This is a genomic window from Pseudomonas sp. TWI923 (assembly GCF_039673365.1).
Lineage (GTDB): Bacteria > Pseudomonadota > Gammaproteobacteria > Pseudomonadales > Pseudomonadaceae > Aquipseudomonas > Aquipseudomonas sichuanensis.
This window is the reverse complement of the sequence record NZ_JBDJLM010000022.1, coordinates 15,505-30,154: the sequence shown is the minus strand read 5'-3', so window position 1 is coordinate 30,154 and position 14,650 is coordinate 15,505. Positions and strand designations below refer to the sequence as shown.

The 14,650-nt window shown below is 64.4% G+C and carries 14 protein-coding genes; 9 read left to right on the top strand and 5 right to left on the bottom strand.

Annotated features, from left to right (window positions below):
• From ABE459_RS11565 to ABE459_RS11540, 6 genes are all read left to right on the top strand, one after another.
• Positions 1 to 735 (top strand): adenosylcobinamide-GDP ribazoletransferase, encoded by a 735-nt coding sequence (locus tag ABE459_RS11565; protein ID WP_258645332.1) that lies wholly within the window; start codon positions 1 to 3, stop codon positions 733 to 735.
• Positions 736 to 833: 98 nt separating this feature from the next.
• Positions 834 to 2,012, top strand: coding sequence for a cellulase family glycosylhydrolase (locus ABE459_RS11560; protein WP_323831567.1), 1,179 nt, complete (start codon positions 834 to 836; stop codon positions 2,010 to 2,012).
• Between the two features lie 54 nt (positions 2,013 to 2,066).
• Entirely contained in the window at positions 2,067 to 2,471 is a 405-nt protein-coding gene (locus tag ABE459_RS11555) for a MarR family winged helix-turn-helix transcriptional regulator (protein ID WP_125463002.1), read from the top strand.
• Between the two features lie 64 nt (positions 2,472 to 2,535).
• The gene (locus ABE459_RS11550) at positions 2,536 to 3,738 is read left to right on the top strand and encodes an MFS transporter (protein WP_258705881.1); all 1,203 of its coding nucleotides are present in this window, start codon (positions 2,536 to 2,538) and stop codon (positions 3,736 to 3,738) included.
• On the top strand, positions 3,735 to 3,857 hold the full coding sequence (locus ABE459_RS11545) for a hypothetical protein (RefSeq protein ID WP_258645338.1): 123 nt from the start codon (positions 3,735 to 3,737) through the stop codon (positions 3,855 to 3,857). Before ABE459_RS11550 ends, ABE459_RS11545 begins: the two co-directional genes overlap by 4 nt.
• Before the next feature lie 43 nt (positions 3,858 to 3,900).
• Positions 3,901 to 4,452 (top strand): glutathione peroxidase, encoded by a 552-nt coding sequence (locus ABE459_RS11540; RefSeq protein ID WP_125463004.1) that lies wholly within the window; start codon positions 3,901 to 3,903, stop codon positions 4,450 to 4,452.
• Here the strand turns inward: ABE459_RS11540 and ABE459_RS11535 are convergent.
• Positions 4,412 to 4,720, bottom strand: coding sequence for a DUF2798 domain-containing protein (locus ABE459_RS11535; protein ID WP_125463005.1), 309 nt, complete (start codon positions 4,718 to 4,720; stop codon positions 4,412 to 4,414). The two genes, ABE459_RS11540 and ABE459_RS11535, sit on opposite strands and share 41 nt — an antisense overlap.
• Positions 4,721 to 4,835: 115 nt before the next feature.
• Between ABE459_RS11535 and ABE459_RS11530 the strand changes: the two genes are divergently transcribed.
• Positions 4,836 to 5,765 (top strand): LysR family transcriptional regulator, encoded by a 930-nt coding sequence (locus tag ABE459_RS11530; protein ID WP_258705883.1) that lies wholly within the window; start codon positions 4,836 to 4,838, stop codon positions 5,763 to 5,765.
• A 43-nt stretch (positions 5,766 to 5,808) separates the two neighbouring features.
• Here ABE459_RS11530 and ABE459_RS11525 read toward each other — a convergent pair whose 3' ends face one another.
• From ABE459_RS11525 to ABE459_RS11515, 3 genes are all read right to left on the bottom strand, one after another.
• Positions 5,809 to 7,086, bottom strand: a complete 1,278-nt coding sequence (locus ABE459_RS11525; protein WP_125463007.1) for an outer membrane protein transport protein — start codon at positions 7,084 to 7,086, stop codon at positions 5,809 to 5,811.
• 146 nt (positions 7,087 to 7,232) lie between these two features.
• The gene (locus tag ABE459_RS11520; RefSeq protein WP_125463008.1) at positions 7,233 to 7,715 is read right to left on the bottom strand and encodes a hypothetical protein; all 483 of its coding nucleotides are present in this window, start codon (positions 7,713 to 7,715) and stop codon (positions 7,233 to 7,235) included.
• A 245-nt stretch (positions 7,716 to 7,960) separates the two neighbouring features.
• Complete coding sequence (locus ABE459_RS11515) at positions 7,961 to 8,185, bottom strand: hypothetical protein (RefSeq protein WP_125463009.1); 225 nt, start codon at positions 8,183 to 8,185, stop codon at positions 7,961 to 7,963.
• A 942-nt stretch (positions 8,186 to 9,127) separates the two neighbouring features.
• Here ABE459_RS11515 and ABE459_RS11510 point away from each other — a divergent pair.
• Together ABE459_RS11510 and rmuC are read left to right on the top strand one after the other, a co-directional pair.
• On the top strand, positions 9,128 to 9,541 hold the full coding sequence (locus ABE459_RS11510) for a sel1 repeat family protein (RefSeq protein ID WP_125463010.1): 414 nt from the start codon (positions 9,128 to 9,130) through the stop codon (positions 9,539 to 9,541).
• A gap of 225 nt (positions 9,542 to 9,766) precedes the next feature.
• Positions 9,767 to 11,125 carry a DNA recombination protein RmuC gene (gene rmuC, locus ABE459_RS11505; RefSeq protein ID WP_346648031.1) on the top strand — a complete coding sequence of 453 codons (1,359 nt, stop codon included), beginning with the start codon at positions 9,767 to 9,769 and terminating at the stop codon, positions 11,123 to 11,125.
• Here the strand turns inward: rmuC and ABE459_RS11500 are convergent.
• Positions 11,097 to 14,573 carry a PAS domain-containing hybrid sensor histidine kinase/response regulator gene (locus tag ABE459_RS11500; RefSeq protein ID WP_125463012.1) on the bottom strand — a complete coding sequence of 1,159 codons (3,477 nt, stop codon included), beginning with the start codon at positions 14,571 to 14,573 and terminating at the stop codon, positions 11,097 to 11,099. The two genes, rmuC and ABE459_RS11500, sit on opposite strands and share 29 nt — an antisense overlap.
• Positions 14,574 to 14,650: the final 77 nt, after the last annotated feature.

Here is a 14,650-nt window from a genome sequence, read left to right as displayed (position 1 = left end):
ATGCTGCCGTTCTGGATTGCCCTGCAGTTTCTCAGCAGCCTGCCGGTGAGCCTGCCAGGTATGCCGACGCCTGCCCAGATGGGGCGCTCGGTGCTGTTTTATCCCGCGGTCGGGCTGCTGTTCGGCCTGCTGCTGTGGCTGGCCAGCCATCTGCTCCAGGGTACGGCGGCGCCCTTGCACGCTGCGCTGTTGCTGGCCTTGTGGGTGCTGCTCAGCGGCGCCCTGCACCTGGACGGCCTGGCGGACAGCGCCGACGCCTGGCTGGGCGGCTTCGGCGACCGCGAACGCACCTTGCAGATCATGAAGGACCCGCGTAGCGGGCCGATTGCCGTGGTCACCCTGGTGCTGGTGCTGCTGCTCAAGTTCTGCGCTTTGTGGGTACTGGTGGAGGACGGCGCAGGCGGCCTGCTGGTGGTGGCGCCGATAGTCGGGCGGGCGGCGATGCTCGGACTGTTCCTGACCACGCCCTATGTGCGCCCGGGTGGACTGGGCACAGCATTGGCCGAGCATCTGCCGCGCCGGGCCGCTGGCTGGATACTGCTGGGCTGCGCCGGGGCCTTGGGCATGGCGGGCAGCTGGGCAGTGATGGCGGCTTTGCTGGCTGCACTGCTGGTATTCGGCTGGCTGCGCCAATTGATGTGCCGGCGGCTGGGGGGCACCACGGGCGACACCGCTGGCGCACTGCTGGAACTGCTCGAATTGACGGTGGTGGTGGCGCTGGCGGTGATGCGCTGAGCGGGTTGTCAGCGTGTGAATTTTCCTGCGGTTGTCGCGGAAATTTCCTTTGATGGGCTGACATATCCTCGGCAGCTCCACCCTCGCAAGGAGCGCACATGCGCCACTGGATCCTCGCCTGCCTGCTGGCCCTGAGCGGCCTGCCCGCGGGCGCCGCCGACCTGGTCGACTTCTGGAGCCTGCCGCGCCACGGCGGCAATAGCTTCAATCGACTGCCCCCCGACCAGGCCTACTTCAATGCGCTCAAGGGCTATGGGGCCAGTTGGGTGCGGCTTTCCTATGACAAGTGGCGGCCGTCGGCACGCGATTTCCTCCTGGGCACGGCGGATGACTATCAAGGGTTGGCGCAGGCCGATCTGCAACAGTTGTTGGAAGTCCTTGACCGTGCCCATACGGCGGGCCTCAAAGTCGTGATCACGCCCTTGTCGCTACCGGGCATGCGTTGGGCGCAGAACAACCAGGGGCATTTCGATGACCGCCTGTGGCAGGACAAGCGCTTCTGGGACCAGTCCGCACGGTTCTGGCGTGACCTGGCACTGGCGCTCAGGGACCACCCGGCCATCGCCGCCTACAACCTCATCAACGAGCCCGCGCCGGAAAAACACGGTGGCCTGGCCGAGCACGCCACTGCGGCGCAGATGAAGCAGTGGTATCTGGGCCAGCAGGGCACTGCGCGCGACCTGCCGGCTCTTTACCGGCAACTGCTGGCGGCCATACGCGACGTCGACGAAAAGACGCCGGTCATGCTCGATGCCGGTTGGTACGCCGCCGCTGATGCTTTCGATTACTGGCCGTCGATACCGGACGACCCCCGCGTGCTGTATAGCGTGCACATGTATGAGCCTTATGCCGCCACCAGTGCGCCGAACATGGCCCGTCTGCAGCCGTTGGCCTACCCGGGGCCGGTGCCGTTCGCCGGGCAGGTGCAGCAGTGGGATGGCGAACGGGTCGCGCGGTACCTGCAGCAGCCATTGAACTGGGCCGCGTCGGTCGGGCTGCCGCGCTCGCGGCTGGTGGTCGGGGAGTTCGGCTGCATGCGCCGCCTGCCTGGGTGTCGGCAGTATCTGGAGGACGTGCTGACGGTGCTCGACCGCCAGCAGTTGCATTGGGCGTTCTACAGCTTCCGTGAAGACAGCTGGGACGGCATGGACTACGAACTGGGTGCGGCCAAGGTGCCTTGGCGGTATTGGCAGGCGATCGAACAGGGAGCGCCGGACCCGCTGCCACGCAAGGCCACACGGGAATTCGAGCCGATCCGCCGGCGCCTGCAGCCGTGACGGCGGCAATGAAACTTCTTGCAACATCCATATTGCGGGTATATACACGTAACCATGCTGACCAGTGAATGCATCTGTACCCACCTGCGTCGTGCTGCCCGTGGGGTGAGCCGACACTACGACGAGGCCCTTGCCGGCTTCGGCATCAATGTCGCCCAGTTTTCCCTGCTGCGCCATGTGCAGCGGCTCGACCGGCCGAGCATCACCAGCCTGGCCGAGGCCATGGGCCTTGAGCGCAGCACCTTGGGCCGCAATCTGCGGGTGCTGGAGGCTGAGGGGCTGGTGTGCCTGGCCGACGGCGATGACCAACGCAATCGGCTGGTGCTGTTGAGCGAGGCGGGCAAGGCGCGGCTTGAAGCGGCGCACCCGGCCTGGCAGCAGGCCCAGCAGCAACTGGTGGAACAACTGGGCGAAGGCCAGCGCGACGAACTGGTGCGCCTGCTGGAGCGGCTGGCTTGATTCATTACGATCATAAGCGGGTATATACCCGCATAAACCTTGCGATGTGCTGGAGACAACGACAATGACTTCCGTATGGCGGACCAGCGGTTGGGTGCTTCTGGGGGCGGCGCTGATCCTTGCGCTGTCATTGGGTGTGCGGCATGGCTTCGGCCTGTTCCTGGCGCCGATGAGCGCCGATTTCGGCTGGGGCCGCGAGGTGTTCGCCTTCGCCATCGCCCTGCAGAACCTGATCTGGGGCCTGGCCCAGCCGTTCTCCGGCGCGCTGGCCGACCGGCTGGGCGCGGCGAAGGTGGTGATCATCGGCGGCATCCTGTACGCCACGGGGCTGGTGCTGATGGGCATGGCCGACTCGCTCTGGTCGCTGTCGCTCAGTGCCGGCCTGTTGATCGGTATCGGGCTGTCTGGCACGTCGTTCTCGGTGATTCTCGGCGTGGTCGGCCGTGCCGTGCCGCCGGAAAAGCGCAGCATGGCCATGGGCATCGCCAGCGCGGCGGGTTCGTTCGGGCAGTTCGCCATGCTGCCCGGCACCCTCGGCCTGATCCAGTGGCTGGGCTGGTCGGCGGCGCTGCTGGTGCTGGGCCTGATGGTGGCGCTGATCGTGCCGCTGGTGGGCCTTTTGCGCGACAACCCGATGCCTGCCCAGGGCGCCGATCAGAGCCTTGGCCAGGCGTTGCGCGAGGCCTGCTCGCATTCGGGTTTCTGGTTGCTTGCCCTGGGCTTCTTCGTCTGCGGCTTCCAGGTGGTTTTCATCGGCGTGCACCTGCCGGCCTACCTGGTCGACCAGCACTTGCCGGCCATTACCGGTACCACGGTGCTGGCGCTGGTCGGGCTGTTCAACATCGTCGGTACCTACACCGCCGGCTGGCTGGGCGGGCGCATGTCCAAGCCGCGCCTGCTGACCGCGTTGTACCTTTTGCGGGCGGTGGTGATCGTGCTGTTCCTGTGGGCGCCGGTGACCCAGGTCAGCGCCTACCTGTTCGGCATCGCCATGGGCCTGCTGTGGCTGTCGACGGTGCCACTGACCAATGGCACCGTGGCCACGCTGTTCGGTGTGCGCAACCTGTCCATGCTCGGGGGTATCGTGTTCCTGTTCCATCAGCTGGGGGCGTTCCTGGGGGGCTGGCTGGGCGGTGTGGTGTATGACCAGACCGGCAGCTACGACCTGGTCTGGCAGATCTCGATCCTGCTCAGCCTGCTGGCCGCTGCACTCAACTGGCCGGTGCGCGAGCGCCCGGTGGCCCGGTTGCAGGCGCAGGCGGCATGAACCGGCAACTGGCGCGCAGCCTGCTGGCCCTGGCCGGGCTGCTGTTGCTGGCCTTGGTGTGGTGGGGCTGGCACAAGGGCGGGCTGGCGCTCATGCAACTGGGCATGAGCCTGTGTTAGGCGCTACCCTGCAAGAAGCATTTTCCTGCAGGAGCACCTCTTGATGCATGCACGCTGGCTGACCTTACCCTTGCTGGCCCTGGCCGCCGCGACTTCTAGCTGGGCTGCTGACTGCCCGGCGCTGCTGCAGGGCAGCCTGCCCGAACTGCGTGGCAAGGAGCAGATCGACCTGTGCCAGCGCTTTGCCGGCAAGCCGCTGGTGGTGATCAATACCGCCAGCTATTGCGGCTTCGCCCCGCAGTTCGAAGGGCTGGAAACGACCTACAAGGCCTACCACGGCCAAGGGCTTGAGATGCTGGGCGTGCCGTCCAACGACTTCAAGCAGGAAGACGCCGACAGCGAGAAGACAGCCAAGGTCTGCTACGCCAACTACGGTGTGACCTTCACCATGACCAAGACCCAGCCGGTACGCGGCAAGGATGCGATCCCGCTGTTCGTCGAGCTGGCGCATCAGAGCAGCGCACCGAAGTGGAACTTCTACAAGTACGTGGTGGACCGCAAGGGCAAGGTCATCGGCAATTTCTCCAGCCTGACCAAGCCGGATGATCCGGCGTTTACTGCGGCGATCGAGAAGGCGATTGCGTCGCAGCCGTGAGCTGGCCTGAATAAGGGTGCACCGTCAGCGCCACCAGGCGCACAACCAGTGGCCGTACCATCAGCACACAAACAAAGGCCACCGGCATCGCCAGCTGGTAGGCCTTGAGCACCTTGCTCAGGTAATCGTCACCTACCCCGGCGGTGGCTGCGGTGATCACGAAGCACATCAGCATGGCCATGATCCCCGACATGAAAAAGGCAAAGACATAGGGTGTCGCAGCTGGGTGCAGCTTGCGTCGGTTGCGCAGTGTAAGGGGCTCGTTCATGGCTAGTCCTGTGCGAAAGGTGAGGGCGCAGGTTAGCAATGACTGCCCAGGCGCCTGTAGACCTTGCCCAGTGTGTTCTTTATAAAGAGATTCTTACGAATCCGAAGGGCACGCCATGGACCTGCTCAACGCCATCCGCAGTTTCATCAAGGTGGTCGAGGCCGGCAGCATTGCCGGGGGCGCCCGCGTGCTGGGGCTTAGCCCGGCAGCAGTCAGCCAGAACCTGGCGCGCCTGGAGGCTCACCTGCAGGTCCGCCTGCTGTCGCGTACCACCCGCAGTATGGCGCTTACACCGGCAGGCAGCCTGTACTACGCGCGGGTGAGCCATATCGAGCGTGACCTTGCCCTGGCCGAGCAAGCCGTGGCCACGCCTGACAGCGAACCGCAGGGCAGGTTGTGCATTGCCTCGAGTTCGGCCTTTGGTCGGCATGTGCTGGCGCCGCTGATCCCGGCGTTTGCCGCGCGCTATCCGCAGCTTTCGATAGAGTTGGTGATGACTGACCGCAAGGTCAATCATGCCCGCGAGGACGTCGACGTCAGCCTGCGCATCACCCCGCAGCTTGAAGATCATCTGCTGGCCCGGCATATCGCGCGTATTCCCTTCATCTGCTGCGCCTCGCCCGGTTACCTGGCTGCCAACGGCTGGCCGGCTACGCCTGAGGCGCTGCGCGAGCACCGCTGCCTGGTGTTCCGCTACCCGGTGGACGGGCGCTTCCTGCCCTGGGGGTTCATGCGCGATGGCCTGCGTTTCGAGGCGCAGTTCGGACCGGTACTGATCAGTGACGACATCGATGCCCTGACCCAGATGGCACTGAACGATGGCGGTATCACCCGCCTGGCCGAGTTCATCACGCGACCGCATCTGGACGCCGGGCGGCTGGTGCCGTTGTTCGAGTTCAGTGACAGGGCCCAGGCCTACGCCCAGACCGAGCCGATGGATGTCTACCTGTGCCTGGCGGACCGCCATGCCATGACCACCAAGGTGCGTGCCTTCATGGCGTATCTGCAGGACTGTCTGGGCGACAGCTGGCACGTGCAGGCATGAAAAAACCGCCACGAGGGCGGTTTCTTCATGCTGCGGCAGTGACTCAGAAGCGGTAGGTGAGGGATGCACCGATACCGTGGGCACTGTTTTCGTACTTGGCCTGATAGGTGCCCTTGGTCGGGCTTGCCAGGTTGACCTTGGTGTCTTCCTCCCACAGGTAGGAGTAGGCCACGTCGATGGTCATGTCGTCGGTCGGGCTGTAGCCGGCGCCCAGGCTGAAGATCTTGCGATCGCCAGTAGGAATGCGCGGCGAGCGGTCCTGGTTGTTGGTCGGCGACTGGTCCATGGAGAAGCCTGTGCGCAGGGTCCACTCCTTGTTCACCTTGTAGGCCGCACCGATGGCGCCAGCCCAGGTGTCATGCCAGTTCTGCTCCTCGGTGATGGTGCCCAGCCCGCGCCCGACCGGGCTGGCGGCAACCTGTGCCGGCAGCTCGTTGGTGACGGTGATGTCTTTCAGGCGGCTCCAGCGGGTGAAGGTGGTGCCTGCGTACAGGGTCCACTGGTCATCCAGCTCGTGAGTGATCGAGAAGTCGGCCGACTCCGGCGTCTTGATCTTCAGTTCGGCGTCGAACTTGCTGCCGCTGAACGGGCCGAGGAGCGCGTTGTTGACCTTGGTATCGCCTTCAAGCTTGTAGTCGACCATCGAGTGGTAGGTCAGGCCGATGCGGGTGCGGTCGGTGGCCTGGACCATGATGCCGATGTTGTAGCCGACGGCGGTGTCGTCGCCCTTGATCTTCACTTCGCCGTCATTGCGGCCAGGGGTGAACGGGTTGACGGTGTTAGAGCCCAGTTCGCCCTTGATGCGGTTGATGGTCGGACCGAAGCCGATCGACACCTTGTCGTTGAAGGCATAGCTGATGGTGGGCTGGAAGGTCACCACTTCGACGTGGCTCTTCTTGCCCCAGTAGCGTGCGGCGTCGCCGCTGCCATAGTCGGTAACCAGGCCGAACGGTACGTATACACCGAAGCCGACGCTCCAGTTATCGTCGATTGGCTTGACGTAGTAACCCATCGGCACGCCGACGACCGGGACCATGTCACCGTCGGTTTCCCCCCCGAGGTTGCTGCCACGGCCGGAAATGTCGGATTTTGCAAAGATGGCTGCGCCACCCACGGTGATTTGTTCGCGCTTGAGGCGCGCCATGCCCGCCGGGTTGCCGTACACGGTGCTGGCATCTTCGGCAGAAGAAGAACGACCCGCGAAACCTGTCCCCATGCCGCTGACACTTTGTTCGTTCAGCGCGAAACCGCTGGCGAGCAAGTGGCTGGAAGCGAGGGCAACGGCAATACCGAGGGAGGTTTTGAGCATTGCTTTTTTCATTATTAGAAACTCCTTGGGATCTCCGGGGCGGAAAGCTACCAACAAATCTCGCTCCACGCTATAGGCTGTATCGCGGGAGATAGAGCGGTTTTGTAGGACAATCCGACCAAAATTCCTTTTTTCCGGGGTGTATACGAGAACGACTCTCAGAACGGTTCTGTCGCAACGGGTTCGATGCAGTGCTGCCAGGCCCTGGCGAAGTCACGCAAGCGGCCCTGGGGGTTGAAGGTCTGGCGCCAGATACGCGCCAGCCCCAACAGGTCGTCGGCGGCGGGTAGCGGGGTGGCCTGCTCCTCGATGAGCATCCAGGCAATGGCGGTGGCGTAACGCAGGTTTACCGTGAGTTCCAGATGCGGCCCGCCGAGGAAGGCGTGCTGGCTGGCCAGGCCACGGACCAGGCTGGCCAGCTCGGGGTCACGGGCGAGGAATTGGTCCCACAGGCAGCGGTGGCGGTGCTCGGCAATGCGGTAAAGGCCGTGACCGCGCCGGTCGTGCAAGGCGGAGCCCAGTGCCGACTGGCTGGCGGCAACGCCCAGTAACAATGCTTCGGCGCTTTCGCAGTGGCGGTTCAGGTAGATCAGCGTTGGCCGGATCACGTATCGACTCAACTCGTTCGCAGCGATGCCCATGGTGCCCTCGAACAGATCAGGACCGACGGGCGCTGGAGCTTGGCAGCTGGTGAGTGGTCAGGCCCGTCGGAAGCGACCACGGCCGCTCGAGTTGAAGTGTAGTGTGATAAGCATGGTGTAAAGGGCTGTTTTTAAATCGATTGCTGCCTGAGGTTGCGGGGCATATGCCCGCTGGCAATTAAGCCAAGAACCGTCAGGCAGCTTGCATGGGCATGGATTCATGGCATGAATCGCGCGCCATTCATTCATGCAACCAGCGACTGGCGGGTGCGCTCGATCACTGCCTGCAAGGGCTCGGCGCGGGTGTACTGGTCCGGGTACAGGCGCTCGGAGTGGCAAGCGACGCCATACTCGTCGACCAGGGTGAAGCTGAAGCTGCCCTTGCGGGGCGCTACGATCAGGCACTTCAGTGGAGCGAAGGCTTTGGAGAGGGTGCCAGCGGCAACCTGAATTTGATGATGGTTACTCATATTGTTGGATGTTCCTGCGTAAGACACGGTGTTTGATCCGTGCACAATAGAAACGTTCCAGTGACGTCTTTATTAAGGAGACGCAGAACCTGACTGGAACAGGGCAGCCAGAGTGGCGCAAGCAAAGGTGGGCGCTGGGCTGACTGGTAGGTACGACAAAAGGCAGGCAGCACACCGGGGCCAGGGTTCGAGGCACCGGGGAAGATCCTGATCAATCTGAGACGTGATTCGTGCTTGAGCAGCGTTGGCTGCCAAGTGGATCATCGAATGGGCCGGTCCTGATGGGGCATTGCCTGCTCGTGGTCGAGGGCGTATGCGAGGACTGTGTGGCCGGAATTGACTTTCAGCTGGGTACTAACAGGGCGCACCCTACACGAATGTTCGAGGGTTGGCAAGCATCCAGTTGTTTTCAGCGAAGCCGGCCATTATGTCGATTCTTGTCGGTGCTGTGAAGAGGGGAACTGCCCCATTGAATGCCTGGATGGCCTGTTTTCGAGCACGCCCATGCCGTTTGATGGTGCACTTGTACACATTTGAGACAGTGGCTGTTAGCCCCGTGCAACAGGCTGCAAACGCTTCGCCAATGACTTGACTGCAAGCTTAAGTCAATGAAAAAAAACACTAATTTTTACTGGTGAAAAAATCGACAGTTTGACTGTAAGCCCCGGTTCATAGGGGTTTGCGGGCTTCATGAGGGGGTTGTCCACCGAGTTATCCACAGCTTCTGTGGATTGTCACGAGCACTTGCTCTAGCACGGGCGTGCCAGCAGTTTCAGCAAGTGTCCGACAATCGGGGTGGTGCAGCGGGGGTGGAGATACGCCTCGCAAAAACGTCAAGAAAAAAACATGAAAAAAAATCGATCCTGGCCGAAAGTCTGCCGGGCCGTAGCGAAAAAAAAAGAGTAGAGTGGCGCGCCTCTTGAGTCACCTACGCTGTCGGTCATGAAGTTTCGCGGTAAACACCTCGCCAGTCCGGATACATCGTTGCCCCCCAAAAAACACTTTTCCCTGAAAGTTGCCTTGTGGCTGCTCGACAGCCCGCGCCTGGGCGACAAGCCCAGCGTCAAGCACCTGGCCGGGCGTATGCTCAAACAGCCGGCCCGCCAGGGTGTGGTGGTGGCCCAGAGCCGCCTGGGGCAGATGCTGTGCCGCGACTGTGGCAACGCCCGCGACCGGCGCATCGGCCACGAGCTGCTGCGCCAGGCTGCACGTGCCGGTGATCGCCGCGCACAGCTGGAGTACGGGCGTGCATGTCAGGCCCAGGAGCCCGAGCAGGCCCGTTACTGGCTGGAGCTGGCGGCGGGGCAGGGCTCACAGGAGGCGCGACGGTTGTTGCGCCAGTGGGGTGACAGCTGATCGCGCTGCGCACTGTGGGTGCAGGCTTGCCCTGCGATGAGGCCTCGCAGGCAAGCTGATCAAGCTGCTGATAAGCTGCGCAGCATTCGCAAAAGATCGTTTGGGGTAACCATGGCAGTGGATCTGACCAGCATTCTGCTGGGGTTGGTGGCGGGTGCCTTGCCCTGCCTGGGATGGGTCATGCAGGTTCAGCGCCGCCAGGGTGCCCGGGACGCAGAACGGGCCTTGCTCGAAGAGCGCCTGAGTAGTGCCCAGCTGGCCCACGAAGGCCTGCAGGCCCAGCTTGACGCCGGCCGTGACGAGATCAGCGATCTGAGCGAAGCCAACACCGTCAAGCAGGCCCAGTTGGCCGCCCAGGGGCGCGAGCTGGAGCTCTTGCAGATCGACCGCGACAATGCCCGCGACGCCGCCCACGCCTGGAGCCTGGAGCGTGCCAACCGTGAAGCCGAGCTGCGCCGCTTTGAAGCGCAGGCGGCTCGCCTGGAGGCCGAATTGCGTGAGCAGCAGGAAAGCCACCAACAGCGCCTGGAAGACCTGCAGCAAGCGCGTGACACCCTGCGCGCCCAGTTCGCCGAAATGGCCACGAAGATCTTCGACGAGCGCGAGCAGCGCTTCGCCCAGACCAGCCAGCAGCAAATGGGCCAGTTGCTCGACCCGCTCAAGGAGCGCATCCAGGCGTTCGAGAAACGCGTCGAGGAAAGTTATCAGCAGGAGGCCCGCGAGCGCTTCTCGCTGGGCAAGGAGCTCGAGCGCCTGCAGCAGCTCAACCTGCGCCTGTCCGACGAAGCCACCAACCTCACCCAGGCGCTCAAGGGCCAGAAAACCCAGGGCAATTGGGGTGAGCTGATCCTTGAGCGGGTGCTGGAGCACGCAGGCCTGGAAAAGGGCCGCGAATACCAGACCCAGGTCAGCCTCAAGAGCGCCGATGGCGAGCGTTTCCAGCCCGATGTGCTGATCATGCTGCCGGGCGACAAGCAGGTGGTGGTCGATGCCAAGGTCAGCCTTACCGCCTACCAGCAGTTCGTCAGCAACAACGACGAAGCCGCGCTCAAGCAGCATGTGCTGTCGCTGCGCAACCATGTCAAAGGCCTGTCGAGCAAGGATTACAACCGCCTCGATGGCCTGCACAGCCTCGATTTCGTGCTGCTGTTCGTGCCGATCGAGGCAGCGTTCTCGGCGGCGCTGCAGGCTGAGCCGAACCTGTTCCAGGAAGCCTTCGACCGGCAGATCGTGATCGTCAGCCCGACCACCCTGCTGGCCACCCTGCGGGTGATCGACAGCCTGTGGAAGCAAGAGCGGCAAACCCAGAACGCCCGCGAGATCGCCGAGCGCGCTGGCTGGCTGTACGACAAGTTCGTGTTGTTCATCCAGGACCTGGACGAACTCGGCGCCCGCCTGCAACAGGTCGACAAGGCCTACGCCGCAGCGCGCAACAAGCTCTGCGAAGGGCGCGGCAACCTGGTCAGCCGCAGCGAGCAGCTCAAGCTGCTCGGCGCCCGGACCAGCAAGAGCCTGCCGGCCGAATTGATCGAGCGCGCCTTAAGCGACGAAGCCGTTACTGAACCAGGCTCAGATGCCGATTGAGCAGGGCGCGCAGCGCTGCGGGCTTGACCGGCTTTGCCAGGTAGTCCAGGCCGGCGGCATGGACCATGGCGATGGTCTCGTTGCGCCCGTCGGCACTGATCACCACCCCCGGTACCGGCTCGCCCAGGCGCGCCCGTAGCCAGCCCATCAGCCCGGTGCCGGTCTCGCCATCGTCCAGGTGGTAGTCCACCAGCGCCAGGTGCGGGCGCAGTCCCTTGGTCAGCAGCGCCTCGCATTCGGCCTGGTTGCGGGCGGTCCACACCTGGCAGCCCCAGCGGCTGAGCAGGCTGTTCATGCCGATCAGGATGCTGTCTTCGTTGTCCACGCACAGCACCTGCAGCCCGGCCAGTGGTTGGCCTGGCTGCTCCATCGGTGCCGGCGTCGCCGGTGCGGCGCTGCGGGCAATCGGCACGCTGACCCGGAACACGCTGCCCTTGCCCGGCCAGGAGCGGACTTCCAGCCGATGGCCCAGTACCCGGCACAAGCCATCGGCAATCGCCAGGCCCAGGCCCAGGCCTTTTTCGGCGCGGGTCTGGTGGCTGTCCAGGCGTTTGAATTCCTGGAAGATCACCGCCAGCTTGTCGTCGGCGATGCCCGGGCCGCGGTCCCACACCTCCAGCCACAGGCGCTCGCCCTGGCGCCGCACGCCCAGCAGGATCGGGCCCTTGCCATAGCGCAGGGCGTTGGTGAGGAAGTTCTGCAGCACCCGGCGCAGCAGCTTCATGTCGCTTTCCACCCGCAGGCGGCTGCCGCGCAGGCGGAACGCCAGGCCTTTTTCGGCGGCCAGCAGCTTGAACTCGGCACCGAGGGTGTCGAACAGCTCGTTGAGGGCAAAGGCTTTGACGTCGGGGGTGACCTTGCCGTTTTCCAGGCGCGAGATGTCCAGCAGGTCGCTGATCAGCTCTTCGGCCGAGCGCAGCGAGCTGTCCATGTGCTGCACCAGTTGTCGGGCTTCATCGTTCATGCCCTCGGCCTGCTGCGACAGCGCGGCGGAGAACAGCCGCGCGGCATTGAGCGGCTGCATCAGGTCGTGGCTGACGGCAGCGAGGAAGCGGGTCTTGGACTGGCTGACGGCCTCAGCGCGGCTCTTGGCCTCGGTGAGCGCCTGGTTGAGCTGCGACAGCTCGTGGGTGCGCTCGGCCACCCGCTGCTCCAGGCCTTCGTTGGCGTCACGCAGGGCCTGCTCGGCTTCGCGGAACGGGGTGATGTCGGTGAAGCTCATGACGAAACCACCGCCGGGCATCGGGTTGCCGATCAGCTCGATCACCCGGCCATTGGGGAACAGCCGCTCGGAGGAGTGCGCGCGGCCCTGGCGCATCCAGTGCAGGCGCCGGGCCACATGGACCTGCGCTTCGCCCGGGCCGCACAGGCCACGCTCGGCGTTGTAGCGGATGATGTCGGCAATCGGCCGGCCGACGCTGATCAGCCCGTCAGGGTAGTTGAACAGCTCCAGGTAGCGCCGGTTCCAGGCCACCAGGTGCAGGTTCTGGTCGACCACGCTGATGCCCTGGTTGATGTTCTCGATGGCGCCCTGCAGCAGCGCACGGTTGAACTGCAGCACCTCGCTGGCCTCGTCGGCGATGCGCACCACATCCTCGAGCTGCATCTCGCGGCCTTCGATGGCCGCCTTGACCACTGCGCGGGTCGAAGAGCTGCCGAGTACCCCGGCGAGCAGGCGCTCGGTGTGTTCGATCCAGTCACCGTCGGCGTTCTGGTTGGGGTTGAAGCCCTTGCCCTGGCGGTAGGCGAAGCGGATGAAGCTCTGCCGGGCACGCTCTTCGCCGACGAAGCGCGCGGCCAGGTTGAGCAGGTCGTCGATCTGCACGGCCAGCAGCGGTTTGCTGCTGGGGCGGGCGCTGGTCTGCTGGCCGATGAAGCGCCCGGCCTGCCAGTGTTCCGAGACCCGCGTGCGCGACAGGATCGAGACCCAGGCGAACAGGGTGAAGTTGCCCGCCAGCGACAGCACCACGCCTTGGGTGAGCGGGGTGATCGGCAGGTCCAGCGGGTTGCCGTGCAGCCAGGCCAGCCCCGGGAACAGCGACAGCGACCAGCCCAGGCTGTGGGCGGCGATCGGCAGCACCAGGGTGTAGAACCACAGGAAGATGCCGGCGGCCAGGCCTGCAAACACGCCGCGGCGGTTGGCCTGTTTCCAGTACAGCGCGCCGAGCATGGCCGGGGTGAGCTGGGTCACGGCGGCGAAGGCGATCTGGCCGATGGTCGCCAGGCTGGCGGTGGAGCCGAGCAAGCGGTAGCTCACATAGGCCAGTAGCAGGATCACCACGATGGTCACCCGGCGCACCGAGAGCATCCAGTGGCGGAACGCTTCGAACGGCCGCTCGGCGTTGTTGCGGCGCAGCAGCCAAGGCAGCAGCATGTCGTTGGAGACCATGGTCGACAGCGCCACGGCCTCGACGATGACCATGCCGGTGGCCGCCGAGGCGCCGCCGATGAAGGCCAGCAGCGCCAGGCTTGGGTGGGCTTCGGCCAACGGCAGGCTGATCACGAACGAGTCGGAGATCACCGTGCCCGGCAGCAGCATCTGCCCGGCCAGGGCGATGGGTACGACGAACAGCGCGGCCAGGGCCAGGTACAGCGGGAACACCCAGCGTGCCAGGCGCATGTCCTGGGGCTCGATATTCTCCACCACGGTGACGTGGAACTGCCGGGGCAGGCAGATGATCGCCATCATCGCCACGGCGGTCTGCACCACCATCGACGGCCAGTTGATGGTCTCCTGCCAGTAGCTTTCCAGGTGTACCGATTGGCGCGCCTGGGTGAACAGGTCGTCGAAACCGTCATACAGGTTGAACACCACGAAGGCGCCCACGGCGAGGAACGCCAGCAGCTTGACCAGCGACTCGAAGGCGATCGCCAGGACCATGCCACGGTGGTGCTCGGTGACGTCAAGGCTGCGCGTGCCGAAGACGATGGCGAACAGCGCCAGCACCAGCGACACCACCAGCGCGGTGTCCTGCACCCGGCTGCCGGTGGCATCGGCATTGGCGCCGATCAGAAGGTTGACCCCCAGCACGATGCCCTTGAGCTGCAGGGCAATGTAGGGCAGCACCCCGACCAGGCAGATCAGCGCCACCACCACGGCGAGGGTTTGCGACTTGCCGTAGCGGGCGGCGATGAAGTCGGCGATCGAGGTGATGTTCTGCTGCTTGCTGATCAGCACCATCTTCTGCAGCACCCAGGGCGCGAAGATCAGCAGCAGCACCGGGCCCAGGTAGATCGGCAGGAACGCCCACAGTTGCTCGGCGGCCTGGCCGACCGCGCCGAAGAAGGTCCAGCTGGTGCAGTACACCGCCAGCGACAGGCTGTACACCCAGGCACGCAGCTTCGGCGGCAACGGGGTGCTGCGGCGGTCGCCGTAGAAGGCGATGGCGAACATGATGGCCATATAGGCCAGGGCGACCACGGCGATCAGCCCGCTGGACAACGACATGCAAACTCCGGAGCAAAAAATGAAACGCGGTCACGATCAATCAGTCTGGCACGCAGGGGCGGGTTCGTCAGCGCCGA